Source organism: Streptomyces sp. NPDC040405 (genome assembly GCF_055595765.1).
The window spans coordinates 1,005,083-1,029,065 of record NZ_JBVIVI010000002.1 but is presented as its reverse complement, the minus strand read 5'-3'; the positions used below and the strand labels follow the sequence as shown (position 1 = coordinate 1,029,065).

The window sequence follows — 23,983 nt, the reverse complement described above, 5'->3', positions numbered from 1 at the left end:
TCTCAGAGTCTGCGAAGTCCAACGAGCACCCTTTCGAGCAACGCGCGATCCGGCTGTCCCGGGCCCCGCCCGGTGCCGTACACACGGATCTTTCCCTGGTCGGCGAGGTCGCTGAGCAGGACGCGCACCACGCCCAGCGGAATCTTGAGCATCGCGGAGACCTCCGCGACCGAACGCATCCTGCGGCACAGCTCGATGATGGCCCGTATCTCCGGCAGCATCCGCGCCCCCGGACCGCCCGGTGCGGCTTCCCGCGCCGCGCCCGGCGCCGGATCCAGCGGTCCGTCCACCGGGCCGTCCGCGGGCTCCAGCGAGGCCACGAACGTCTCCACCAGCAGCACATGCCCCGAGCGGGTGCGCCCGCCGGTGAGCGAATACGGGCGCACCCGGGCCGGTCTGCGAGCGGCCCGGCCGGACCCTGCCGTCACTGCGCCGACTCCATCGACCTCCGTAGTTCGGAACGCAGTTCGGGGGTGAGCACATGCCCGGCCCGGCCCACGAACAGCGCCATGTGGTACGCGACGACGGACATGTCGCAGTCCGGGGTGGCGTGCACCCCGAGCAGCGAACCGTCGCTGATCGACATGACGAAGAGACTGCCCTCGTCCATCGCCACCACCGTCTGCTTGACGCCGCCGCCGTCCATCAGCTTCGCCGCGCCGAGCGTCAGACTGCCCAGCCCCGACACGATGGTCGCGAGGTCCGCGGTGGAGCCCTTCGGGCCGTCCTGGACCGTCGGGCCCGCGGGGGCGGCGGTGTGCCGCGCGTCGGAGGACAGCAGCATCAGCCCGTCGGACGAGACGACGGCCACCGAGCGGACGCCCGGCACCTCCTCGACCAGGCTCGACAGCAGCCAGTGCAGATTACGGGCCTGAGGACTCAACCCGTACGTACTACTGGGCGCATTCACCCGCGTGCCTCCTCAACCGTGCCGCCCCCGTCCTGCGCCCCCGTTGGCGCCGTGCCCCGCTGCCCGGCCGTGCCGCGAGCGGCGATCTCGGCCTCCGCGTCCCGGTGGCCGTCCCGTGCGCCGCGCTGAAACCCGCCCAGCCTACGCCGCAATTCCTCCGCGTTCACCGACCCCGTGCGCTCCTGCGGGTCGGGGTCGCGGCGGGCCACGTTCCGCGGTGTCCGCTTGGGAAGTCCCTTGCCGGTGCGGGGCAGTTCGCCGGTCGGCTCCGGGGCGTGCGAGTGCTGGTCGGGGCCGATCGCGTACGGGTTGGCGGGCTCGTCCCGCGGCTCCTGCTCCTGCTCCTCGCCCTGCTCCGGCTCCCGCTCCGGCTCGGCCGGGCCCCAGGCGTCCGCGCTCGCGGGCCGTACGGCGCGGCTGTCGAACGCCTGCTCGGCGCCGGGCACGGTCAGCTCCATCGTGCGCTCGGCGGCGGGCGGGGCGTGAGTGGCGGGCTCGGCGGGGTCGTCGGCCCTGGGCGTCTTCGGGGTGCGCTTCGGCAGGACCGGCAGCTCCTCCCCCGTCGCGCCCGGGGCCGGATGCCCGCGCGGCGGGGTCGGCTCCATGAGGTACGGGTCCTCGTCCGCGGCGTCCGCCCATGCCTCGCCGGGGGCGGCCCACGACACCGTCTCGGGGCCCGGGTCCTGCGCGGCGGGCGCGGCGGGCGCCTGGGGCGCCGGGTCCGGCTCCTCGGCGGTCGGCTCCGGGCGGCGCTGGCCCGGTACGCCCGGGACCTCCGTACCGGCCGGGCCCTCCGCCTCGGCGGCCGCGGCGGCGGCACTGGCACCGGCTCCGGCCCCCGCTCCGGCCGGGGCGCCCGGACGGTCGTGGGACGGGAGGGCGTTGCCGTTGGCCTCGGCCGCGGCGCCCGGGAAGGCGGGCAGGCCGGTGGTGGCGGGAGGGGCGGGCGGGAGTCCGGCGCCGGGCGGGCCCGACGGGAGGATCCTGGTGGGCAGGACGACGACGGCGGCCACCCCGCCGCCCGGCTGCTGCTCGCGCAGCGACACCCGTACGCCGTGCCGTGCGGCGAGCCGGGTCACCACGTACAGGCCGAGCCCCAGTGGATCGTCCGGCTGCGGGCCCTGGCAGTACTCGGGGACCGGGTCGGCGAGCCGCTCGTTCAGCTCCGTGAGGCGCTCGGGCGTCATGCCGATGCCCTCGTCCTGGACGGAGAGCATGACCTCGCCGCTCTCCAGCAGCCAGCCGGACACCTGCACCCCGACGTCCGGCGGCGAGAACGTCGTGGCGTTCTCCAGCAGTTCGGCGATCAGATGGCTGATGCTGTCGGCCGCGAACCCGGCGACCTGGGCGTGCGGCGGCAGCGACTGGAGGTGCACCCGGTCGTACCGCTCGACCTCGCTGATCGAGGCGCGCAGCACGTCCAGCAGGGGCACCGGCCCTGGATGGTTCGCCTGGTGCTCGGAGCCCGCGACGATCAGCAGGTTCTCGCCGTAGCGGCGCATGCCGGTGGCGAGGTGGTCGAGCTGGAAGAGCGTTTCGAGCCGGTCGGGGTCCTGCTCCTGCTCCTCCATGGACTCGATGATCGCCAGTTGGCGCTCGATCAGCCCGAGGCTGCGCAGCGCCAGGTTGACGAAGCTGCTGTGGACCCGGGCGCGCAGCCCCTCCAGCCGGGTGGCGACCGCGTCCCGTTCGGCGCGCAGCTCGGCGGCCTCGTCGGCCAGCCGCTGCCGCTCACCGGCCAGCCGGGTGTGGTCGCCGCGCAGCTCGGCCAGGTGCTCGTGGTGGCGCAGTGCGGCCCGGTGGAGCTCGTTGACAGCCCGTACGGCGTCGGCGAACTCGTCGTTACGGCCCTTGTAGGCGATTTGGCCCTCGGCGGCCGGGTCGGCTGCGACCCGGCGGGCGCCGAGCCGCAGCGCGGCCAGCGGGCGGGTCATCGAGCGGGCGCTGTGGATGCTGGTGCCGAGGGCGAGCAGCAGACAGGCACCGGCCAGGGCGATGCTCACTTCGAGGGCGGTGACGTCGTCGTCGCGCAGCTGCCCGAGCCGGGTGATCTCGGTGGAGGCGAGCGCCGATTCGGCCCCGCGCATCCGGTCGATGCGGGCGGTCAGCGCCGCTTCGAGGCGGGTCTTGTCGACGGCCAGCTCCTGGCCGGAGAGCTGGGGCTGATCGGTGAGCCGGTCGAGGTAGCGCTCGGCGGTGGTGACCTCGGTGCCGTTGACGGTGCGGCCGTAGGCGTCGCGCGCGGAGGCCGGGGCGAGCTGGTGGAAGTCGGCGAGCGCGGACTGCTCGCGCACCTCGGTGCGCTGGGCGGCGGTGGTCAGCCGGGACTGGCCGCCGGGGTCGGCGAGCGCGGCGAGCAGCAGCCCGCGGGTGGCGGACGCCTCCTCCACGGCGCGGCCGAGCGGGGCGAGCGCGGGGGCGGGACCGGTGTCGGCATCGGCCGGTAGCTTGCGGGCGAGGGTGTCGGCGACCCGGTTCAGCGCCTGGACGGCCTCGGTGTACGCGTCGAAGACGTCGAGCGAGGACCCCTTGCCGGTCAGGGCCTGCTGACGGATCTCGGGGAGGGTACTCAAGCGCGCGGCGAGGGCGGCCGGGACCTGGCCGCGCACCTCCGCGACCTGCCGGTCGACGCGGGCGCGCTGGTCCTCGGAGACGCCTCCGCCCGCGGTGGTGGTGCGGCCCGCGGCGACGAACGCGGTCATGGCGTCGCGTTCGTCGGCGAGCGAGTGCGCGAGGGTCACCGTGCCGCGGTTGGCCTCGGCGAGGTCGACCAGCCGCTGGGCCTCGGTGGCGTCGTCGAGGGCGCTGAGGACGGCGGGGGCCCCGGCGGCGAGGACGGCGACGGAGACGAGGGCGACGGACGCGGTCAGCCGGTTGCGGACGCGCGCGGGGCGCCCCCGCGGCGGCTGTGGCGCTAAGGCTTTCGGAGCAGCCCCGGCCGTCTCCTGCTCGTGCTGCTCGCGGGGCTCACTGATGTGCTCGCGCTGGGTGCCGCGAAGCCGCTTCTTCCGCACCGGTGCTCACCATCTTTTCTCGCCCGACCGCTGTGGTTCCAGACCGCTTGTGGTTCCGGAGGTGACGACGGATCAACATTGCGTTTCCCCACCTCCGGTGGGGATTCCGACCCTTCCAGGGACGGCTCCGGAGCGGGTACGCATCACCCACTCGGCCCACCCGAACGAGTGAACCGCATTGCGTAGTTGAGCACCAACTTTCGTCACGGACCATACCCGGCGGCCGAATTTCACGGGCTGGAAAACGCTTGCCCGTCCTGGCAGGATGCGCATCCCCCTGCCCGCACCCGCACGAGGTGTGAGCGGCAGAATGACGGCATGCGCATCGAACTCGCGACCGCCCCCGGCGATCCGCGGCGCCCCAACGAGGACTACGCGTCCGTGGCCCTGCCCGCGTCCGGACACGGCGGCGCGCTCGTGGTGCTGGACGGGGTGACCCCGCCCGAGGGCGACTCCGGATGCGCCCACGGCGTGCCCTGGTACACCGCCCGGCTCGGCGGCGCGCTGCTCGAACTGACCGGCTCGCGCCCGGATACGTCACCGGCCGACTGCCTCGCGTACGCCATCGCGCGCACCGCCGAGGCACATAGTTCAACTTGTGACCTTTCTCACCCCCTCACTCCCCAGGCGACCGTGGTCGTGGCGCGCTGGGACGTGGAGCGGGTCGAGTACCTGGTGCTCTCCGACTCCGCCCTGCTCATCGAGCGGACCGGGGGCGGGGTGACGGCCGTGCTGGACGACCGCATCGACCGGTTGCGCGCCGAGGGGCGGCGGGTCGGCCCGCTGCGCAACGTCGAGGGCGGCTTCTTCACCGCCGCGGCCGATCCGGCGGTCACCGCCAAGGCGGTCACCGGCAGCCTGCCGCGCACGGAGGTACGGGCCCTGGCGGCCCTCACCGACGGCGCGTCGCGCTGGGTCGAGGTGTTCCGCGAGGGCGACTGGGCCGCCTGCCTCGGGCTGCTGCGCAAGGAGGGGCCGCAGGCGCTGATCGACCGGGTGCGGGCGGCGGAGCGGGCCGACCCGGACCGGACGGCCTTCCCGCGCGGCAAGGCCCACGACGACGCGGCGGCCGTGCTCGTCGAGCCGTAGCCACGGCAGGGGCCGCAGGGGTCTGACACCCGCTCATTCAGGGGACGCGTAGCGCAGTCGCCACACCCACGTCGCCGGATCCGCGCGGCTCGCGGATCCTGACGTACATGAGCGCCCTACTGGTCCCGCTCCACGCGGGCCGCCTGCCCGGGCTCGTCGGCTTCCTGCGTACTGTTCAACCGGTGCAGCAGCCGCGCGAGTTCGGCGACCTCGCTGCGCTCCCAGGCGGCGAGGCGGCGGGCGTACCGCGCGCGCCGGGCGACCCGGACCCGCCGGAAGCGGGCCCGGCCCTCGTCCGTGAGCTGCACCAGGAAGGCCCGGCCGTCCGCCGGGTCGGGCGCCCGGGTCACCAGTCCGAGCCCTTCCAGCGCGCGCAGCTGACGGCTCATCGTCGCCTTGCCCACGCCGATATAGGCCGCCAGGTCCGTCGCACGCTGCTCCCCCGCGTCCTCCAGGCGCATCAGCAGTCCGTACGCGGCGGACTCCAGATCGGGGTGGACCTCGCGGGCCAATTCGCCCGAGGAGGCGCGGGCGCGGCGGAGGAAGACCGCCAATTCGCGCTCCAGCGCCAGGAACGCGTGGTCTACACCAATTCCGCCCAAGGTGCCGCCCGCACCCTCCTCGGGGGGCGTTGCCCCGTTGTTGTGCACGTCAGAGCCCTCTCCGGGTTTTCACATCGTGAAACTTTCTTGCACGCACGGCTGTTACCGCAGCTCCACCAGTATTTCGCAGGATTAGACCAACGGCAGCCCGCTCCGGCTCTTCCCCCTCGCTATCTACGCCCGTAGCGTCATTTATGACATGGCCATCCCAACCGCATGTCTTCCCCGCTCCCCCCACCGAGGCTTCGGAGGCACGCCATGCCTGTGCACAGATCCGGCCCGACCCGGCGCACCCCCAGCGCGCTGACCGGCCTGCTCGCCGCCCTCCTCACCGCCCTCCTGACCGCGACCCTCGCGCTGTCCGGCCCCGCGTTCGCCGACAGCGACGATCCGGCCGTGGACGGCGGCACGAAGGCCATCCCCCACCCCGAGGACGACTGGGCGGGTTCGCAGATCCTCAAACACGAGGGCGGCTCCACGTCCGGTGAACCGCCGTCCGATCTGCTCGCCACCGTCGAAGGCGTGGACGTCAGCAGCCACCAGGGCAACGTCGCCTGGTCGACCCTCTGGAGCAGCGGGGTCAAGTTCGCCTACGTCAAGGCGACCGAGGGCACCAGCTACACCAATCCGTACTTCGCCCAGCAGTACACCGGCTCGTACGACGTCGGCATGATCCGCGGCTCGTACCACTTCGCACTGCCGGACAACTCCACCGGCGCCGCCCAGGCCAACTACTTCGTCGACCACGGCGGCGGCTGGAGCAAGGACGGCAAGACGCTGCCGGGCGCGCTGGACATGGAGTACAACCCGTACGGCGCCACCTGCTACGGCAAGAGCGCCAGCGCGATGGTCAGCTGGATCAAGGACTTCACCAGCACCTACAAAGCGCGCACCGGGCGCGATCCGGTGATCTACACCTCCACCAGCTGGTGGAAGAGCTGCACCGGCAACTCCAGCGCCTTCGGCGCCGTCAACCCGCTGTGGATCCCGCGCTACGGCTCCTCCGTCGGCGAGCTGCCCGCGGGCTGGGGCTTCCACACCATCTGGCAGTACACCTCCTCCGGCCCGACGGTCGGCGACCACAACCTGTTCAACGGCGCGATCGACCGGCTGAAGGCGCTCGCCAACGGCTGAGACCACGACCGCTGAGCCGCCCACCCCCCACACCCGGCGGCCACCCCCGGCGCTCCTCGCCCTCCGGTGCACGGACAGGTCTGTCTGTACGCTGGAGGGCGTCGGCCGTACCCTCCGGCCGCGCCCCTGCCCCACCCGAGGAGCGTCACCATGAGCAGCGCCCGGCCATCCGCCCGCGAGCGGATCGTGTCCACCGCCACGGAGCTGTTCAACGCGCACGGCATCCGGGGCGTCGGAGTCGACCGGATCATCGCCGAGTCGGGCGTGGCCAAGGCGACGCTCTACTCCCACTTCCGCTGCAAGGACGACCTCGTCCTGACCTATCTGCGCCAGGCGGACACCCACTGGCGCGGCGCGCTGGCCCAGGCCGCCGAGGCGGCCGGGCCCGATCCGCGCGACCAGCTCACCGGCCTCTTCGACGCGCTGAGCGCGGCGACCCTGCGGGACGGCTTCCGCGGCTGCGCGTTCATCAGGACCGCGGGCGAGACCGAGCCGGGCAGCGACTCGCACACCGCGACGGCCGAGCACAAGCGCGCCGTACGGGCCTGGCTGACCGAACTGGCCGAGGCGGCCGGGGCCGCCGACCCCGCGCAGCTCGCCCTCCGGATCTCGCTCCTCGTCGACGGCGCGATGGCCGCGGCGGCGCTGGAGCCCCGGCCGGAGTTCGCGGAGGCGGCGCGGGAGGCCGCGCGGGAGCTGGTCACGGAGGCGTGCCCGGCGCGGGTGTAGCTCCCCGGAGACGACTCAGGGCCCGGCCGCACGCGATGCGGCCGGGCCCTTCGTTTCTTTATTGGGCGTCACGCGACGGCGAGGTCGCGTTCCCTCAGCACCCGGGATGCCAGCAGCGCGCGGTAGCGCTCCTGATGCGCGGCGAGCGCCGCGTCGTCCAGCCCGTGGGTGCCATGGACGACGAACGGCTCCTCGTACCGCATGCCGGTGATGTTCGCGGTCGCGTCGAAGGGGACCAGCAGGTCGGCGACCGTGAAGCGCTTGAACCCCTCGGGGCGATACATCTCCTCCGACGCCCCCGTCGTGGTGGCGACGAGCAGCGCCTTGCCGCGCAGCGAGGTGCCGTTCGAGCCGTACGCGAAGCCGCGCAGGAACACCTCGTCCAGCCACTTCTTCAGCAGCGGCGGCGCCGAGTACCAGTAGAAGGGGAACTGGAGCACGATCCGGTCGTGCTCCAGCAGCAGCCGCTGCTCCCGCTCGACGTCGAGGAGCAGGTCCGGGTAGGTGGCGTACAGGTCGTGCAGCGTGACGCCGTCCACCGGCCCGGCGGCCTCGGCGAGGGCGGCGTTGACGCGGGAGGCGGCGAGGTCGGGGTGGGCGAGGACGACGAGAGTGCGCACGGCTTTCCTCCGCGAGAGCGATAAACGAACAGACAGGTCTGTCTGGTTCGCCGCCAAAGCTACCAGACAGACCTGTCTGCCTGCTCTCGTATCAGTCCCGGGGGAACTCGTCGGTCTTGAGCGTCAGCCCCACGACGGTGTCGGTCAGATCGAGTTCCCCGCCGAAGGAGACGGTCAACTCGGTGAGGTAGTCGCCGTCCTTGGGCTCGGTGAAGACGTGACACCTGCCGGTGTACGCGTCGACAATCAGATAGACGGGCACCCCGGCCGTCGCGTAGGCCAGCTTCTTCGGTCCGTAGTCGTTCCTCGCCGTGTCCTTGGAGATCACCTCGGCGACGAATTCGACGTCCTGGTGCCGCCAGCCGCCGGGGGAGGCCATCTGGGCGGCATCCGCGAGCTTGACGACGTCAGGGGCGAAGCCGTTCCCCTCTCCGGGGAAGTCGATCCGCACGTCCGACAGCACATTCACATCCACGCCGAAGCGGTCTTCCAGCGCCCGCACGATGCGACGGATGATGCGCCAGTGCACGGTCCGTTGTGGTGACATGAAGACGGCCCCTTCGACGACCTCGACCTTGTAGCCCTCGGGGACGTGGCTCCGCTCCAACCAGTCGAACAACGCGTCCAGGCTGAGTTCGTCGCTGTCGGCCATCTCGATCCTGTCAATCGGCATGACGGTCACTGTGCCGCTCCTCCCCGCCGCACACCGAGAACGCGCGCGAGCGGTTAGTCCAACGATACGCACGGCGCCAGGTCACGCGTGGCCCGGAATCCCGTTCGACACGGGGTTCCGGGCCACGGTCACCGGCGGCGTCCGTCACGCCGCCACCGGGACCTCCGGGGTGCTCGCCGAGGCGGACTGGAGAGCCAGCTCCAGGACCTGGCGGACGTCCGAGACCGGGTGAACGTCGAGCTTCGCCAGGACCTCCGCGGGCACGTCGTCCAGGTCCGGCTCGTTCCGCTTGGGGATGATCACGGTGGTCACCCCGGCCCGGTGCGCCGCCAGCAGCTTCTGCTTGACGCCGCCGATCGGCAGCACCCGCCCGGTCAGCGAGACCTCGCCCGTCATCGCCACGTCCGGCCGCACCTGGCGGCCCGACAGCAGCGAGGCCAGCGCGGTGGTCATGGTGATGCCCGCGCTCGGGCCGTCCTTGGGCACCGCGCCCGCCGGTACGTGGAGGTGGATGCCGCGTTCCTTCAGGTCGCCGACCGGAAGCTCCAGCTCCGCGCCGTGGGAGCGCAGGAACGACAGGGCGATCTGGGCAGACTCCTTCATGACGTCGCCCAGCTGGCCGGTGAGGGTCAGCCCCGCGCCGCCCGCCTCGGCGTCCGCGAGCGACGCCTCCACGTACAGCACGTCGCCGCCCGCGCCCGTCACCGCGAGCCCGGTCGCCACTCCGGGGACGGAGGTGCGGCGCTCGGCGGGGTCCTGTGCGGACTCCGGGGTGTGGTGCGGCCGCCCGATCAGCGGACGCAGCTCCTCCGCCCCGACGGTGAAGGGCAGTTCGCGCTCACCCAGCTCGTGCTGGGCCGCCACCTTGCGCAGCAGCCGCGCGATGGAGCGCTCCAGGGTCCGTACGCCCGCCTCCCGGGTGTACTCCCCGGCGAGCTTGCGCAGCGCCTCGTCCGCCACCTCGACCTCGCCCGGCTCCAGACCGGAGCGCTCCAGCTGCCGGGGCAGCAGGTGGTCGCGGGCGATGGTGACCTTCTCGTCCTCCGTGTAGCCGTCCAGCCGCACCAGCTCCATGCGGTCCAGCAGCGCTTCCGGAATGGCCTCCAGGACGTTGGCCGTGGCCAGGAAGACCACGTCGGACAGGTCGAGTTCGACCTCCAGGTAGTGGTCCCGGAAGGTGTGGTTCTGCGCCGGGTCCAGGACCTCCAGCAGGGCCGCGGCCGGGTCGCCTCGGTAGTCGGAACCGACCTTGTCGACCTCGTCCAGGAGGACCACCGGGTTCATCGAGCCCGCCTCCTTGATGGCCCGTACGACCCGGCCGGGCAGCGCGCCCACGTACGTACGCCGGTGGCCGCGGATCTCCGCCTCGTCGCGGACGCCGCCGAGCGCGACCCGGACGAACTTCCGCCCCATCGCGCGCGCCACGCTCTCGCCGAGGCTGGTCTTCCCGACGCCGGGCGGACCGACGAGCGCCAGCACGGCCCCGCCGCGCCGGCCGCCCACGACCCCGAGGCCGCGGTCGGCGCGGCGCTTGCGCACCGCCAGGTACTCGGTGATCCGCTCCTTCACGTCCGCCAGGCCCGCGTGGTCGGCGTCGAGCACCGCCTTGGCGCCCTGGATGTCGTACGCGTCCTCGGTGCGCTCGTTCCACGGCAGCTCCAGAACGGTGTCCAGCCAGGTGCGGATCCAGCTGCCCTCGGGGCTCTGGTCGCTGGCCCGCTCCAGCTTGTCGACCTCCTTCAGCGCCGCCTCGCGCACCTTCTCGGGCAGCTCGGCGGCCTCGACCCGGGACCGGTAGTCGTCGGACTCGTCCTCGGGATCGCCGTTCAGCTCGGCCAGTTCCTTGCGCACGGCCTCCATCTGCCGCCGCAGCAGGAACTCGCGCTGCTGCTTGTCGACGCCCTCCTGGACGTCCTTGGCGATCGACTCGGCCACGTCCTGCTCGGCCATGTGGTCGCTCAGCCAGGACACGGCCAGCTTGAGCCGGGCCACCGGATCGGCGGTCTCCAGCAGCTCCACGCGCTGGGCGACGCTGAGGAAGGGCGAGTATCCGGAGTTGTCGGCGAGCTGCGAGACGTCGTCGATCTGCTGCACCCGGTCCACGACCTGCCAGGCGCCGCGCTTGCGCAGCCAGCTGGTGGCCAGCGCCTTGTACTCCTTCATCAGCTCGGTGACGGAACCGGGCAGCGGATCCGGAACGATCTCCTCGACCGTGGTGCCCTCGATCCAGAGCGCGGCCCCGGGCCCGGTGGTCCCGGCCCCCACCCGCACCCGCCGCACCCCGCGGATGAGCGCCCCCGGATCACCGTCGGACAGCCGCCCCACCTGCTCGACGGTGCCGAGCGTGCCGATGCCCGCGTACGTCCCGTCGACGCGCGGCACCAGCAGCACCCGTGGTTTCCCGCCGTCGGACCGCGCGGCGGCCTGCGCGGCCTCCACCGCGGCGCGAACGTCGGTGTCGGAAAGGTCCAGCGGCACCACCATGCCGGGCAGCACCACCTCGTCGTCGAGGGGCAGCACGGGCAGGGTGAGCGGTGTGGACAGCGAAGCCATGATCTCCCCTTAGGCAGGCAAGTTGAGCTATGCAGACTCAATGCCGCTGAGCCCTCAGGTGTTCCCGACCCGGCGTTCGCTGTGAGCGATCACCCTCGGCGCCGAGCGACGCGGCGTACGAACGGCCAGCAGGCGACGCCGATCAGGAGGGCGAGGGCATGGCCCCAGTCGGTGAGGGGGTCGAAGTGCACCAGGCTTCCGGCGACCAGCGCCGCGCCGATCCCGCCGGTCAGCGCCCATCGCGGCCGGGGCGGCAGGAGCCCGGCGAGGGCTCCGGCGCAGGCGAGGAGGCCGTAGCTGACGCCGTAGTCGAGGCGGCGCAGGGAGCTGTCGGGGAGCTGGCCGACGGCGACGGACGCGGCGACCGGGATCTCGGTGAGCAGCGTCGCGAGGACGTGGCCCAGCAGGAAGACCCCGGCAGTGCGCAGTCCGCCGACGCGCCGTTCGAGCGCGCCGAGCACGAGGAGGAGGACGACGAGATACGGCGAGGTGATGCCGCCCACCACCCACAGCCCGCTGGCCAGCAGGGTCAGCAGCGGCCGCTGGGACAGGTTCGAGACATCGGTGCTGGAGCCGGTGAGCAGGGCGTGCACGGTGTGGGGGTCGCCGAGGTGGGCGTAGAGGCCGGTGCCGAGGAGGATCAGGGAGTAGCAGAGGGCGAACGGCGTCCCGGTGGGGGTGGGGAGGAGGCCCTGGAGCCGGGACCACCCGGGCGTACGGGGCCGGTGGGCCGGTATCTGGGGCGTACCGGCGCCGGGGGCGGCCGGGGCCGACGAGGCGGTCGGGGTCGGCGGGGCGGCCGGGCCCGGCACGGCGGCCTGGGTCGGCGGGGCGGTGTCCGGTGGGTGGGCAGCGGGCGGGGCGGTACGGGGGTTCGGGGGGAACACTGCCCCGGCGGGCGCTTCGGCCCGTTCCACCGATGTCGTCACGGCGGGCCCCTCTCTCCTCACGCGCCGCTCCCGGCGGCTATGCGGCGCATTTCCCCGCAGACGCCTCAACAACCATCGGCCGGTGAGTCATCTCACCGGTCCCGCGATGTGAAGGTAGCCACATATTCGGCTGGACCGGCGGGGCGCCGCGGCGCAAGGATGAGGCCGTCCGCGCGCGTGGACGTCACGCTTGGAAGCCCGGGAGGACCCGCCCCATGCAGTCGCCGTACGACATCGCTGAGGACCGGCCGGTGACGGTCGACCGCCGGGAGGGCCCCTACGGCGAGGTCGTGCTGCGGCGGCGGGGCGGGGGCGGCGCGAGCGGGGGTGGCGCGGTCGGCGAGGGCGGCCGCGGAGACGGGGCCGTCTTCGAGATCATCGCCAACGGGTGCTTCCTCATGGACACCTCCGACGGCCGCTCCGAGCGGCTGCTGATCCGCGCCGCGCTCGACGCGCTGCCGTCCGGCCGCCGCTCCCCCGCGCTGCTCATCGGCGGCCTGGGGGTCGGGTTTTCGCTGGTCGAGGCGGTGTCCGAGCCTCGGTGGGGGCGGATCGCGGTGGTCGAGCGGGAGGCGGCGGTGATCGACTGGCATCGGAACGGACCGCTGGCGGCGGTGTCCGGCGAGGCGCTGGGCGATCCGCGGGCGAAGATCGTCCAGGCCGATCTGGTCGCGCATCTGCGGGCCGGTGCGGAGGGCGCGGAGCCGTACGACGCGCTGTGTCTGGACATCGACAACGGCCCCGACTGGACCGTCACCGAGGACAACGAGGGGCTGTACTCCCCCGCCGGGCTCGCCGCCTGCGCGAGCCGTCTCACCCCCGGCGGAGTGCTGGCCGTGTGGTCGGCCCAGCCGTCGCCCGCGTTCGAGCAGGCTCTCCGGAATGCCGGGTTCACGCGGGTGCGTACGGAAGAGATCGCGGTTGCCCGGGGTGTTCCCGACGTGGTGCATCTCGGAATTCGAGGCGCGTAGCCGAGCCGCGTAGGCTGCCCTTACGCTTGCATGCCTACGAAATGTGGCCGGTTAATGACCAGGCGCGGAAGGCGTGGGTTTCGACACCCGCGTGACGGTAGGCGGCCGCGGATTCACGGGAACGACGCAGGGGCGGGCGTATGGAGCAGATGCACAACGGCCACAACGGGGGCGCCACGACCACCCCGGGCGCGCAACGCCGGATCCTCGTCGTCGAGGACGACCCGACCATAGTGGACGCCATCGCGGCCCGCTTGCGCGCCGAAGGATTCCAGGTACAGACGGCCTCGGACGGCCCGGCGGCCGTCGATACGGCCGAGGCGTGGCAGCCCGATCTGCTGGTCCTCGACGTGATGCTGCCGGGCTTCGACGGCCTGGAGGTCTGCCGCCGGGTGCAGGCGCGGCGGCCGGTGCCGGTTCTGATGCTGACCGCGCGGGACGACGAGACCGACATGCTGGTGGGGCTCGGAGTCGGCGCCGACGACTACATGACCAAGCCGTTCTCGATGCGCGAGGTGGCGGCCCGGGTGCATGTGCTGCTGCGCCGGGTCGAGCGCGCGGCGCTGGCCGCGAACACCCCGCGCAGCGGGATCCTGCGGCTGGGCGAGCTGGAGATCGACCACGCCCAGCGCCGGGTGCGGGTGCGCGGCTCGGACGTCCATCTGACGCCGACCGAGTTCGACCTGCTGGTCTGTCTGGCGAACACCCCGCGCGCGGTGCTCTCCCGGGAACAGCTGCTGGCCGAGGTGTGGGACTGGGCGGACGCCTCCGGTACGAGGACCGTCGACAGCCACATCAAGGCGCTGCGCCGGAAGATCGGCGCGGAACGGATCCGTACGGTGCACGGCGTCGGCTACGCCCTGGAGACGCCCGCGGCATGAGGAAGCCTCCCGGGACACCTTGGGATCTGGACCGGCACCTCCGGCGGGTCCGGAGCCTGCCCCGGAGCGAGCGGATCCGCACCACGTGGAGCCGGGTGTGGAAGGCGCTGCGGCCGTTCGACCCGTACCGCTCGGTCAAGGCGGCGCTGGGCGCGCTGGTCATCGGGTCGGTCATCATCACGACCCTGCTGGTGTTCGCGGCGATGCACTCGGACACCGAGCTGCGCGTGATCACGGTCTTCTCGATCATCGCCTCGCTGCTGATCACCCAGTTCGTGGCGCACGGGCTGACCGCCCCGCTGGACGAGATGACCCTCGTCACCAAGGCCATGGCCCACGGTGACTACACCCAGCGGGTGCGGGCGGCCCAGCGCCGGGACGAGTTCGGCGACCTGGCGAGTTCGTTCAACCGGATGGCGGCCGATCTGGAGGCGGTGGACACCCACCGCAAGGAGCTGGTCGCGAACGTCTCGCACGAGCTGCGCACGCCGATCGCGGCGCTGCGGGCGGTGCTGGAGAACGTCGTGGACGGCGTCTCGGAGGCGGACCCGGAGACGATGCGGGTCGCGCTGCGCCAGACCGAGCGGCTGGGCAGGCTGGTCGAACAGCTGCTCGATCTGTCGCGGCTGGACAACGGGGTCGTACCGCTGCACGCGCGCAGCTTCGAGGTCTGGCCGTATCTGGCCGGGATCCTCAAGGAGGCCAGCATGGCCAAGGGGGCGGACGCGGGCTCGGGCAAGCACACCCGTAAGGACGTCCATCTCGATCTCGACGTCTCCCCGCCAGAGCTGGCCGCGTACGCGGACGCCGAGCGGCTGCACCAGGTCATGGCCAACCTGATCGACAACGCGATGAAGCACAGCCCGGCGCACGGCCGGGTCAGCGTGCGGGCGCGGCGCGGTGAGGGGCCGGGGAGCCTGGAGCTGGAGGTGCAGGACGAGGGGCCGGGCATCCCGGAGGCGGAGCGGCACCGGGTGTTCGAACGCTTCAACCGGGGCAGCCTCTCACCGAACCCGGCAGGCCCGGCGCCCGGCGCCCGCCCGCGGCCCGGTCAGGGCAGCGACGGGGGGACCGGTCTGGGTCTGGCCATCGCGCGCTGGGCCGTCGATCTGCACGGCGGACGCATCGGGGTGGCCGAATCCTCTCGGGGCTGCCGGATCAAAGTCACCCTTCCGGGGGACGTCCAGAGATCAAAATTGACGTAAAGTCGAGGACGGAAGCACACATCTGAGCGGTGTGGGTGCTCTTTTGCGTTCCCACATGCTGGACGGTCGTAGCGGAACCACGTGTGTTTCCCGCCACGCCATGCGCTGAAACCCGCCGATGAGTGTGACTTAGACGACGATGACCAGTGCGGCCTGCACGTAAGGGGTCGAGAGGCGTAGCCTTTATTCCCGCTGTCCACCACCTTGTGAAGCGGAAGAGGGCGGTTACCGCCGTGTCGCCACAGTCCCCCAACACCTCGAGCGTCTCGACCGACGAGCAGGACGGGCAGGGAACTAGCCCTGCCGCTGCCTTCGGCCCCAATGAGTGGCTCGTCGACGAGATCTACCAGCAGTACCTCCAGGACCCGAACTCGGTCGACCGAGCCTGGTGGGACTTCTTCGCCGACTACAAGCCGGGCCAGGACACCGGTTCCGCGGTGGCCACGCCACCACAGGGAGCGACCGGTGGCTCTGCCCCGGCTCCCGCCGCGGCGGCTCCTGCCGCCGCTCAGCCCGCGAAGGCCCCGGCCCCGGCCAAGCCCGCGGAGGCCAAGCCCGCGGACGCGAAGCCCGCCGCGGCTGCCCCGGCGCCCGCGAAGCCCGCCGCGGCCCCCGCGGCGAAGGCTCCGGCCCCGGCCAAGCCCGCGCCGGCCAAGCCGACGCCCGCCGAGCCCACGGCCGCCGCGAAGCCCGCGAAGGCCGAGCCGGCCGCCGGTCCCGAGCTGGTCACGCTGCGCGGCCCCTCCGCGGCCGTCGCGAAGAACATGAACGCGTCGCTGGAGCTGCCGACGGCCACCTCGGTCCGCGCGGTCCCGGTCAAGCTGCTGTTCGACCAGCGCATCGTCATCAACAACCACCTCAAGCGCGCCCGCGGCGGCAAGGTGTCCTTCACGCACCTCATCGGCTACGCCATGGTGCAGGCGCTGAAGGCGATGCCCTCGATGAACTACTCGTTCACCGAGAAGGACGGCAAGCCGACCCTGGTCAAGCCGGAGCACGTCAACCTCGGCCTCGCCATCGACCTGGTCAAGCCCAACGGCGACCGCCAGCTCGTCGTCGCGGCGATCAAGAAGGCCGAGACGCTGAACTTCTTCGAGTTCTGGCAGGCCTACGAGGACATCGTCCGCCGCGCCCGCGCGAACAAGCTGACGATGGATGACTTCACCGGCGTCACCGCCTCCCTCACCAACCCCGGCGGCATCGGCACCGTGCACTCGGTGCCGCGGCTGATGCCCGGCCAGGGCCTGATCGTGGGCGTCGGCGCGATGGAGTACCCGGCCGAGTTCCAGGGCACCTCCCAGGACACCCTGAACAAGCTGGGCGTCTCCAAGGTCATGACGCTGACCAGCACCTACGACCACCGGGTGATCCAGGGCGCCGCCTCCGGCGAGTTCCTGCGGATCATGAACCAGCTGCTGCTCGGCGAGAACGATTTCTGGGACGAGATCTTCAAGGCGCTGCGCATCCCGTACGAGCCGGTCCGCTGGCTCAAGGACATCGACGTCAGCCACGACGACGACGTCACCAAGGCGGCCCGGGTCTTCGACCTGATCCACGCCTACCGGGTCCGCGGCCACGTCATGGCCGACACCGACCCGCTGGAGTACCGCCAGCGCAAGCACCCCGACCTCGACATCATCGAGCACGGGCTCACCCTGTGGGACCTGGAGCGCGAGTTCGCGGTCGGCGGCTTCGCGAGCAAGTCCATGATGAAGCTGCGCGACATCCTGGGCGTGCTGCGCGACTCGTACTGCCGCACCACCGGCATCGAGTTCATGCACATCCAGGACCCGAAGCAGCGCAAGTGGATCCAGGACCGCGTCGAGCGCAGCCACGACAAGCCGGAGCGCGAGGAGCAGCTGCGCATCCTGCGCCGCCTCAACGCGGCCGAGGCGTTCGAGACCTTCCTGCAGACGAAGTACGTCGGCCAGAAGCGGTTCTCCCTGGAGGGCGGCGAGTCCAGCATCCCGCTGCTGGACGCCGTGCTGGACGCGGCCGCCGAGTCGCGGCTGGACGAGGTCGTCATCGGCATGGCCCACCGCGGCCGCCTCAACGTCCTCGCCAACATCGTCGGCAAGTCGTACGCGCAGATCTTCCGCGAGTTCGAGGGCAACCTCGACCCGAAGTCGATGCACGGCTCCGGCGACGTCAAGTACCACCTGGGCGCCGAGGGCACCTTCACCGGCCTCGACGGCGAGCAGATCAAGGTCTCGCTCACCGCCAACCCCTCCCACCTGGAGGCGGTGGACCCGGTCGTCGAGGGTGTCGCCCGCGCCAAGCAGGACATCATCGGCAAGGCCGGTACGGACTTCACCGTCCTGCCGGTGCAGCTCCACGGCGACGCCGCCTTCGCCGGCCAGGGCGTGGTCGCCGAGACGCTGAACATGTCGCAGCTGCGCGGCTACCGCACCGGCGGCACCGTGCACATCGTCATCAACAACCAGGTCGGCTTCACCGCCGCCCCGGCCGCGTCCCGCTCCTCGATGTACGCCACCGACGTGGCGCGCATGATCGAGGCGCCGATCTTCCACGTCAACGGTGACGACCCCGAGGCCGTCGTCCGCGTCGCCCGGCTGGCCTTCGAGTTCCGCCAGGCGTTCAACAAGGACGTGGTCATCGACCTCATCTGCTACCGCCGCCGCGGCCACAACGAGACCGACAACCCCGGTTTCACCCAGCCGCTGATGTACGACCTGATCGACAAGAAGCGCTCGGTGCGCAAGCTCTACACCGAGTCGCTGATCGGGCGCGGCGACATCACCCTCGAAGAGGCCGAGCAGGCGCTCCAGGACTTCCAGGGCCAGCTGGAGAAGGTCTTCACCGAGGTCCGCGACGCCATCTCGACCCCGGCCCAGCCCGAGGTTCCCGAGCCGCAGCCGGAGTTCCCGGTCCCGGTGAACACGGCGATCTCCCAGGAGGTCGTCAAGCGGATCGCCGAGTCCCAGGTCAACACCCCCGACCGGATCACCGTCCACCCGCGGCTGTTCCCGCAGCTCCAGCGGCGCGCGGCGATGATCGAGGACGACACGATCGACTGGGGCATGGGCGAGACTCTCGCCATCGGCTCGCTGCTCATGGAGGGCACCCCGGTCCGGCTCGCCGGCCAGGACTCCCGCCGCGGCACCTTCGGCCAGCGCCACGCGGTGCTCGTCGACCGCGAGACCGGCGACGACTACACCCCGCTGCTCTACCTCTCCGACGACCAGGCCCGCTACAACGTCTACGACTCGCTGCTCAGCGAGTACGCGGCGATGGGCTTCGAGTACGGCTACTCGCTGGCCCGCCCGGAGGCGCTGGTCCTGTGGGAGGCGCAGTTCGGCGACTTCGTCAACGGCGCGCAGACCATCGTCGACGAGTTCATCTCGTCCGCCGAGCAGAAGTGGAACCAGACCTCTGGCGTCACCCTGCTCCTGCCGCACGGCTACGAGGGCCAGGGGCCGGACCACTCCTCGGCCCGGATCGAGCGCTTCCTCCAGCTGTGCGCGCAGAACAACATGACGGTCGCCACGCCGACGCTGCCGTCGAACTACTTCCACCTGCTGCGCTGGCAGGTCCACAACCCGCACCACCGGCCGCTGGTCGTCTTCACCCCGAAGTCGATGCTGCGTCTGAAGGCCGCGGCGTCGAAGACCGAGGAGTTCACCTCCGGTGCCTTCCGCCCCGTCATCGGCGACGAGACGGTGGACCCGGCGGGCGTCCGCAAGGTGATCTTCTGCTCCGGCAAGGTCTACTACGACCTGGACGCGGAGCGTCAGAAGCGCGGTGCGACGGACACGGCCATCATCCGGCTGGAGCGGCTGTACCCGCTGCCGGGCGCCGAGGTGCAGGCCGAGATCGCCAAGTACGCGAACGTCGAGAAGTTCGTCTGGGCGCAGGAAGAACCGGCCAACCAGGGCGGCTGGCCCTTCATGGCCCTCAACCTGATCGACCACCTGGAGCTGGCGGTCGGCGCCGACGTCCCGGCGGCCGAGCGGCTGGTCCGCGTGTCGCGCTCGCACTCGTCCTCGCCCGCGGTGGGGTCGAACAAGCGGCACCAGGCGGAGCAGCAGGCGCTGGTGAGCGAGGCCTTCGACATCTGATTCACCTGGCTTGCTACGGAAGGCCCGGCTCCCGCTTCGCGCGGGGCCGGGCCTTCCGGCGTCCCGGGCGGCTCAGACCGGCAGCGGCTCGAAGTCCCAGACGGGCCGGACGCGGTGGCGGGCCGCCACGGTCTCGGGATGCTCCGGCCCCAGGACGGCCTCCAGCGCGCGCACGGCCACCTCCTCGATCACGTCCGCCTCGTCCCGTCCGCCACGGATCGCGCGCAGATCCGCGGCCAGCGCGACCTGGGCCAGCAGGGTCAGCGGATGCCGCTCCCCCAGCGCCTCGGCGGCCCGGCGGGCGGTCTCCCGGCTCATGGCGCAGGCGTCTGTGGGCAACTGGACCGCCGACGCGTTGAGTGCGATGCCCAGCGTCCAGGGGTGCCGGGGGCCGAGCGCGGCGGTCATGTCCGTCAGGGCCCTCTCCAGCATCTGGGCCCTCACGTCCGCCTCCGTCAGGACGAGCGCATGATTCGCAGAGGCGCCGATGCTGTAGGGGTGTTGGTTCCCGAGCCAATGGCAATCACGGAGCCGCTGAAGCTCCCAGCCCACCCTGTTGGTGGCCTGCAACGCCCGCCGCTGCAGGGCGTGCACATGGGCCATCACCTCCGCCGAGGAGGCCCGCCCGGTGGCCTTGGCCGCGTGCGTGAGCAGCTGGTCCACGAACTCAGCGGGCGGTACGACGGTCCCGTTGAGGTAGCGCGAGACGGTTCCCGCGTCGTAATGCACCCGTACGGCGAAGACCCGCAGCGACACCCCCACCGCCCTCCTCACCCTGACCGCCGCCGCCCTCACCGGCGCCGTGCGCGCGGTGGTGGCCTGGCCTCCTCAGCCGGACGACGCAATGACCGCGCCGGGGCTGCCGAGCCAGGCGGTCTGGCCGTCGGCGGTGATGGTGAGGCCGAAGTCGTACAGCTCGGGCGAACCGGCCTCCCGCCACCACTCGTACGCCCGCTCCAGCTCGCCGAACAGGTCACGCGGGCCCCACTGCTGGACGCACCCGTCCCGGACGTGCGCCCATGAGTCGGTGGTGGCGAGCCATCCGTCGTCGGCCCAGTGCACTCCGGGAAGCCGGAGCCCCAGGGCGAATCGGGCGTGGAAGCCGGTGTCCAGGAACGACGGGTCGAGCGCGGTACGGCTGTCGCGGCTCTCCTCCCACGACGCGGCGGAGTACACCGCGCCGAGCGGCGAATCCGGTCGGCGCTGGCCACGCAGATCCATGAATGACATCGGCTGGCCGAAGTGGCCGCTCGCCGACGTGCCGTCATCGGAGACGCGCAGGCGCACCATCCCATGCGGCTGTAGCGTCGTCTTCCACGGCGTGACGATGAGCCCGCCGGGGCGGGTCTGCTCCACCCAGGCGAAGGGGACCCGCTGGAGCGAGGCCGTGCACAGCACCCGGTCGTACGGGGCCTCGGGTGCCCAGCCGTCCTCGCCGTCCGCGGCCACCACGCGGGGGTGGTATCCGACCTCCGCCAGGCGCCGGGTGGCCGAGGCCGCAATCCCCGCGTCCACCTCCACCGACGTCACGTTCGCCGCCCCGGCCCGTTCGCACAGCAGGGCGGCGTTGTACCCCGTGCCGGTGCCGATCTCCAACACCCGCATGCCGGGGCGCACACCTGCGGCGGCGAGCATGGTGAAGACGGCGTTGGGGGCGCTGAGGGAGCTGGTCGGCAGCGTGCCCTCGGCCTCGGCGGCCCCGTCGTCGACCTGGGTGACGACGGACGCCAGCGGATCGTGGACCAGCGCGGCCCATGCGCCGGGGTCGTCGGCGGCACGCAGCGGGCGGTAGGCATCGCCGCGCCAGATCCATACGGTGTCGGGGACAAAGGCATGCCGCGGGACCTTGAGGAAAGCCGCGCGCATCCACGGCTCGGCGAACCCCTCCAGGCCGTCGAGGGCCTCGGCGGCCCGTGCCCGCAACTCATCGGGACTCATTTCCGGTGCGTCCCGCCTCCGGGCCTCGACACATCCGGATGCTGACCGTCGCTGTCCCGTGGCGATAGCTGCGGAGGCTGCGGGTTCGGCGCCGGCGGCTTCCCGTGATTGCCCATGGAGTTGGGTCCCCTTCGATTGGCGTGTGACCAGCGTGCCGCTGCGGGGAAGGTCCCGATTCCCCATCAGAGGTATCCCCATGATGGGTACAATCCGGCTTGAGAGTGCTGATATCTCCCTGTCATCACTGAAACTTGGGAATCACATGTCCAGCTACCTCTCCCCCGCCGCGCTTCCTCCCCACGTTCTCGACCGATCCGATGTGCGGAGGGCCCTGGAGCGCCATGATTTCGGGGCCGTCTTCAAACTCGCCCGGCAATGGGGCGGGATCAGCTTCTCGAAGATCGCGGATGCCTGCGACATCAAGCCGGAACGCGTGGGCAAGTTGGCCCGGGGCGAGGGCTCGATCACGACGTACGAGAAGATCACGCAGATCGCCGACGCATTACGCATCCCAGGCCACCTGGTGGGTCTCAGCCCCCGCCCCTGGGAAAGCGGCCGACCACAAGCGGCTACTGACGAAGCGGCTCCCATCGCATCGCTTGAGCTGCCCTCCCTCGCCCCGGATCCCGATCTGCTCGACCGATTGACGAAGACCGTACGCGGCGCTACCCGTGCCGACAGCGCGACTCTCGACTGGCTCGACCGGCTCCTCGCCGAGCATCGCAAGGCCGAGGACGACATCGGCTCGCGCCCGCTCGTCGGGATCATGCGGCAGCAGCTGGCCACGGTGGCCGGGCTCCACGACGCGGCCTCGGGTGACGTGGCCACCCGCGTCGTACGGCTCGCCTCCGAGCACGCGCAATTCCTCGCCTGGATGGCACAGGACCAGGGGGACTCATCGACCGCTCTCGCCTGGTACGACCGTTCCCACGAATGGGCCATGGAAGCGGCCGACGGCGACATGGCGGCCACGACGCTCAGCATGAAGGCACACGTGGCCTGGTCAGTGGGCGACGGCCGCCGCTGCGCCCGCCTGGCACAGGCCGCCCGCTGGGCCTCGCCCGGGACGTCACGGGGCGTCCACGGCATGGCGGCCCAGATGGAGGCTCGCGGATACGCGCTGAGCGGCGAGGCCGACGCGGCCCACCGCCTCCTCGACGAGGCGCAGCACCTCATAGCCCGCGCCGCCGAGCGACCGGAGGACGAGCCGCCGTGGATGTACTTCTACGGCGAGAACTGGTTCACCCTTCAGCGCGGCATGGCCGCGATGCATCTCCGCCGCTGGGACGCCGCCGCAGACCTGCTGCGCACCGGCATCGACGCCCTCCCCGCCTCCTACCGGCGCGATCGGTCCTGGTTCAGCGCGTGCCTCGCGCACGCGCTCGCCGCGGCCGGTCATGCCGACGCGGCCGCGCACACCGCGCTCGGCTGCACTGCCGACGCCTCGGACGTGGGCCGACCTCACGCCTGGAACGAGTTGCACACCACCGCCGCGCTGCTCCTCCGGCGGGGCGCGCCCCAGGCGCGGGGGCTGATCGACGCACTGGGCGACTGCGGCTGAGCGTCCGGGCCGGGCCGCATATCCTGGGGCCGTAGATCCGCCTCATCCACCCCCGGAGCGACCCTTGTACTTCACCGACCGCGGCATCGAGGAGCTGGCGCAGCGACGCGGCGACGAGGAGGTCACCTTCGAGTGGCTCGCCGAGCAGCTGCGGACGTTCGTCGACCTGAACCCGGACTTCGAGGTTCCGGTGGAGCGGCTGGCGACGTGGCTGGCGCGGCTCGATGACGAGGACGACGACATCTGAGGACGCCGCCGTCGTCGAGGGCGCAGCCGCTACGCCACCACCGGGCCGCGGCCCGGGGTGCCCGCTTCGTGGTCGAGGCGGGGGTCGGAGGCCAGGACGGCCTGCTGGAGGCGCTGGAGCTTGGCGGAGGGTTCGAGGCCCAGCTCCTCGGCCATGGTCATGCGCAGCCGCTGGTAGACGCCGAGGGCGCGGGTGCGCTGGCCGGAGCGGTGGAGGGCCAGCATGTACTGGCCGTGCAGCCCCTCGTGGAAGCGGTGTTCGACGACGAGCGAGGCGAGGTCGCTCAGCACCTCCAGATGGCCGCCGAGCCGCAGCCGGGTCTCGATGCCGCGCTCGGTGACGGTGAGCCGGGACTGCTCCAGCCGGGCGACCTCGGCCTGGAGCGGGCGGCCGTGCGGGGCGACGTCGACCAGGGCGGGGCCCTGCCAGAGGGAGAGGGCCTGCCGGAAGGCGGCGTCGGCGGCCCGTTCGTCGCCGACCTCCAGGGCGCATTCGGCCTGGGCGACGAGGGTGCGGTAGTCGTGGACGTCGAGCTGGCCGGGGCGCAGCACTAACGCGTAGCCGCCGGGTCTGGTCTGGAGGACGTCACGGGTGACCACGGCGGGTGACATATCGAACACCTGGGCGAGCAGTTTGCGCAGGTGCAGGATGTACGTCTGCAGGGTGGTGAGCCCGGTGCGCGGCGGCTTGTCGCCCCACAGCTCGGCCATCAGCGCCTGCACCGGCACCAAGCGGCCGTCGCCGAGGAGCAGCAGGGACAGGACTTTGCGCGGTTTCATCGCGCTGGGGACTCCGGACAGAGCGCCGTGGCGCAGGGTCAGCGGTCCGAGAACGTTCGCACGCATGGG

The 23,983-nt window shown here is 72.0% G+C and carries 20 protein-coding genes; 9 read left to right on the top strand and 11 right to left on the bottom strand.

Translation table 11 applies throughout. The features are described 5' to 3' along the window. Positions 1 to 2: 2 nt before the first annotated feature. Genes ACZ59A_RS12015 through ACZ59A_RS12005 form a run of 3 tightly spaced genes read right to left on the bottom strand, consistent with a single transcriptional unit; the run spans position 3 to position 3,924 of the window. The gene (locus tag ACZ59A_RS12015) at positions 3 to 428 is read right to left on the bottom strand and encodes a DUF742 domain-containing protein (RefSeq protein ID WP_470956867.1); all 426 of its coding nucleotides are present in this window, start codon (positions 426 to 428) and stop codon (positions 3 to 5) included. Further along, on the bottom strand, positions 425 to 910 hold the full coding sequence (locus ACZ59A_RS12010) for a roadblock/LC7 domain-containing protein (RefSeq protein ID WP_468054328.1): 486 nt from the start codon (positions 908 to 910) through the stop codon (positions 425 to 427). Before ACZ59A_RS12010 ends, ACZ59A_RS12015 begins: the two co-directional genes overlap by 4 nt. Beyond that, positions 907 to 3,924, bottom strand: a complete 3,018-nt coding sequence (locus ACZ59A_RS12005) for a sensor histidine kinase (RefSeq protein ID WP_470956865.1) — start codon at positions 3,922 to 3,924, stop codon at positions 907 to 909. The genes ACZ59A_RS12010 and ACZ59A_RS12005 overlap by 4 nt, the downstream gene beginning before the upstream one ends. Positions 3,925 to 4,242: 318 nt before the next feature. On the opposite strand from ACZ59A_RS12005, the gene ACZ59A_RS12000 reads away from it, so the two are divergent. Then, positions 4,243 to 5,013 (top strand): hypothetical protein, encoded by a 771-nt coding sequence (locus ACZ59A_RS12000; RefSeq protein WP_470956864.1) that lies wholly within the window; start codon positions 4,243 to 4,245, stop codon positions 5,011 to 5,013. A gap of 116 nt (positions 5,014 to 5,129) precedes the next feature. Here the strand turns inward: ACZ59A_RS12000 and ACZ59A_RS11995 are convergent, their stop codons facing one another. Continuing rightward, positions 5,130 to 5,663 carry a MarR family winged helix-turn-helix transcriptional regulator gene (locus ACZ59A_RS11995; RefSeq protein WP_468054322.1) on the bottom strand — a complete coding sequence of 178 codons (534 nt, stop codon included), beginning with the start codon at positions 5,661 to 5,663 and terminating at the stop codon, positions 5,130 to 5,132. Positions 5,664 to 5,873: 210 nt separating this feature from the next. Between ACZ59A_RS11995 and ACZ59A_RS11990 the strand changes: the two genes are divergently transcribed. Further along, on the top strand, positions 5,874 to 6,749 hold the full coding sequence (locus ACZ59A_RS11990; protein ID WP_470956861.1) for a lysozyme: 876 nt from the start codon (positions 5,874 to 5,876) through the stop codon (positions 6,747 to 6,749). 150 nt (positions 6,750 to 6,899) lie between these two features. Further along, positions 6,900 to 7,478: a TetR/AcrR family transcriptional regulator gene (locus tag ACZ59A_RS11985; RefSeq protein WP_470956858.1), complete on the top strand. Its 579-nt coding sequence runs from the start codon at positions 6,900 to 6,902 to the stop codon at positions 7,476 to 7,478. 68 nt (positions 7,479 to 7,546) lie between these two features. Here the strand turns inward: ACZ59A_RS11985 and ACZ59A_RS11980 are convergent, their stop codons facing one another. The 4 genes from ACZ59A_RS11980 to ACZ59A_RS11965 form a co-directional block, all read right to left on the bottom strand. Continuing rightward, positions 7,547 to 8,098, bottom strand: a complete 552-nt coding sequence (locus ACZ59A_RS11980) for an NAD(P)H-dependent oxidoreductase (RefSeq protein WP_470956855.1) — start codon at positions 8,096 to 8,098, stop codon at positions 7,547 to 7,549. 91 nt (positions 8,099 to 8,189) lie between these two features. Further along, positions 8,190 to 8,771 (bottom strand): Uma2 family endonuclease, encoded by a 582-nt coding sequence (locus ACZ59A_RS11975; RefSeq protein ID WP_468054314.1) that lies wholly within the window; start codon positions 8,769 to 8,771, stop codon positions 8,190 to 8,192. Positions 8,772 to 8,915: 144 nt separating this feature from the next. Beyond that, entirely contained in the window at positions 8,916 to 11,324 is a 2,409-nt protein-coding gene (lon, locus tag ACZ59A_RS11970) for an endopeptidase La (protein ID WP_470956853.1), read from the bottom strand. An 89-nt stretch (positions 11,325 to 11,413) separates the two neighbouring features. After that, positions 11,414 to 12,253, bottom strand: a complete 840-nt coding sequence (locus ACZ59A_RS11965) for a rhomboid-like protein (RefSeq protein WP_470956851.1) — start codon at positions 12,251 to 12,253, stop codon at positions 11,414 to 11,416. A 215-nt stretch (positions 12,254 to 12,468) separates the two neighbouring features. Between ACZ59A_RS11965 and ACZ59A_RS11960 the strand changes: the two genes are divergently transcribed. From ACZ59A_RS11960 to ACZ59A_RS11945, 4 genes are all read left to right on the top strand, one after another. Beyond that, positions 12,469 to 13,224, top strand: a complete 756-nt coding sequence (locus ACZ59A_RS11960; protein ID WP_470956848.1) for a spermidine synthase — start codon at positions 12,469 to 12,471, stop codon at positions 13,222 to 13,224. 140 nt (positions 13,225 to 13,364) lie between these two features. Next, entirely contained in the window at positions 13,365 to 14,105 is a 741-nt protein-coding gene (locus ACZ59A_RS11955; RefSeq protein ID WP_055547848.1) for a response regulator transcription factor, read from the top strand. Next, complete coding sequence (locus ACZ59A_RS11950) at positions 14,102 to 15,310, top strand: sensor histidine kinase (protein ID WP_470956845.1); 1,209 nt, start codon at positions 14,102 to 14,104, stop codon at positions 15,308 to 15,310. The genes ACZ59A_RS11955 and ACZ59A_RS11950 overlap by 4 nt, the downstream gene beginning before the upstream one ends. Before the next feature lie 233 nt (positions 15,311 to 15,543). Further along, positions 15,544 to 19,389: a multifunctional oxoglutarate decarboxylase/oxoglutarate dehydrogenase thiamine pyrophosphate-binding subunit/dihydrolipoyllysine-residue succinyltransferase subunit gene (locus ACZ59A_RS11945; protein WP_470956842.1), complete on the top strand. Its 3,846-nt coding sequence runs from the start codon at positions 15,544 to 15,546 to the stop codon at positions 19,387 to 19,389. Between the two features lie 72 nt (positions 19,390 to 19,461). On the opposite strand, the gene ACZ59A_RS11940 is transcribed toward ACZ59A_RS11945, so the two are convergent. Together ACZ59A_RS11940 and ACZ59A_RS11935 are read right to left on the bottom strand one after the other, a co-directional pair. Next, complete coding sequence (locus ACZ59A_RS11940) at positions 19,462 to 20,163, bottom strand: helix-turn-helix domain-containing protein (RefSeq protein ID WP_470956839.1); 702 nt, start codon at positions 20,161 to 20,163, stop codon at positions 19,462 to 19,464. A gap of 54 nt (positions 20,164 to 20,217) precedes the next feature. Continuing rightward, a complete protein-coding gene (locus tag ACZ59A_RS11935; RefSeq protein ID WP_470956836.1) occupies positions 20,218 to 21,327 on the bottom strand; it encodes a methyltransferase domain-containing protein in 1,110 nt (369 codons plus the stop codon). Between the two features lie 262 nt (positions 21,328 to 21,589). On the opposite strand from ACZ59A_RS11935, the gene ACZ59A_RS11930 reads away from it, so the two are divergent. Both ACZ59A_RS11930 and ACZ59A_RS11925 read left to right on the top strand, forming a co-directional pair. Continuing rightward, positions 21,590 to 22,888 (top strand): tetratricopeptide repeat protein, encoded by a 1,299-nt coding sequence (locus ACZ59A_RS11930; RefSeq protein WP_470956833.1) that lies wholly within the window; start codon positions 21,590 to 21,592, stop codon positions 22,886 to 22,888. 64 nt (positions 22,889 to 22,952) lie between these two features. Then, positions 22,953 to 23,135 (top strand): DUF6104 family protein, encoded by a 183-nt coding sequence (locus ACZ59A_RS11925; RefSeq protein ID WP_470956830.1) that lies wholly within the window; start codon positions 22,953 to 22,955, stop codon positions 23,133 to 23,135. Between the two features lie 29 nt (positions 23,136 to 23,164). Here ACZ59A_RS11925 and ACZ59A_RS11920 read toward each other — a convergent pair whose 3' ends face one another. Next, positions 23,165 to 23,980 carry an AfsR/SARP family transcriptional regulator gene (locus ACZ59A_RS11920; protein WP_470956827.1) on the bottom strand — a complete coding sequence of 272 codons (816 nt, stop codon included), beginning with the start codon at positions 23,978 to 23,980 and terminating at the stop codon, positions 23,165 to 23,167. Positions 23,981 to 23,983: the final 3 nt, after the last annotated feature.

Coding starts and splice junctions, on each gene's coding strand:
- ACZ59A_RS12000 (WP_470956864.1), top strand. CDS start 4,243: ATGCGCATCGAACTCGCGACCGCCCCCGGCGATCCGCGGCGCCCCAAC.
- ACZ59A_RS11990 (WP_470956861.1), top strand. CDS start 5,874: ATGCCTGTGCACAGATCCGGCCCGACCCGGCGCACCCCCAGCGCGCTG.
- ACZ59A_RS11985 (WP_470956858.1), top strand. CDS start 6,900: ATGAGCAGCGCCCGGCCATCCGCCCGCGAGCGGATCGTGTCCACCGCC.
- ACZ59A_RS11975 (WP_468054314.1), bottom strand. CDS start 8,771: ATGCCGATTGACAGGATCGAGATGGCCGACAGCGACGAACTCAGCCTG.
- lon (WP_470956853.1), bottom strand. CDS start 11,324: ATGGCTTCGCTGTCCACACCGCTCACCCTGCCCGTGCTGCCCCTCGAC.
- ACZ59A_RS11960 (WP_470956848.1), top strand. CDS start 12,469: ATGCAGTCGCCGTACGACATCGCTGAGGACCGGCCGGTGACGGTCGAC.
- ACZ59A_RS11955 (WP_055547848.1), top strand. CDS start 13,365: ATGGAGCAGATGCACAACGGCCACAACGGGGGCGCCACGACCACCCCG.
- ACZ59A_RS11950 (WP_470956845.1), top strand. CDS start 14,102: ATGAGGAAGCCTCCCGGGACACCTTGGGATCTGGACCGGCACCTCCGG.
- ACZ59A_RS11935 (WP_470956836.1), bottom strand. CDS start 21,327: ATGAGTCCCGATGAGTTGCGGGCACGGGCCGCCGAGGCCCTCGACGGC.
- ACZ59A_RS11930 (WP_470956833.1), top strand. CDS start 21,590: ATGTCCAGCTACCTCTCCCCCGCCGCGCTTCCTCCCCACGTTCTCGAC.
- ACZ59A_RS11920 (WP_470956827.1), bottom strand. CDS start 23,980: ATGCGTGCGAACGTTCTCGGACCGCTGACCCTGCGCCACGGCGCTCTG.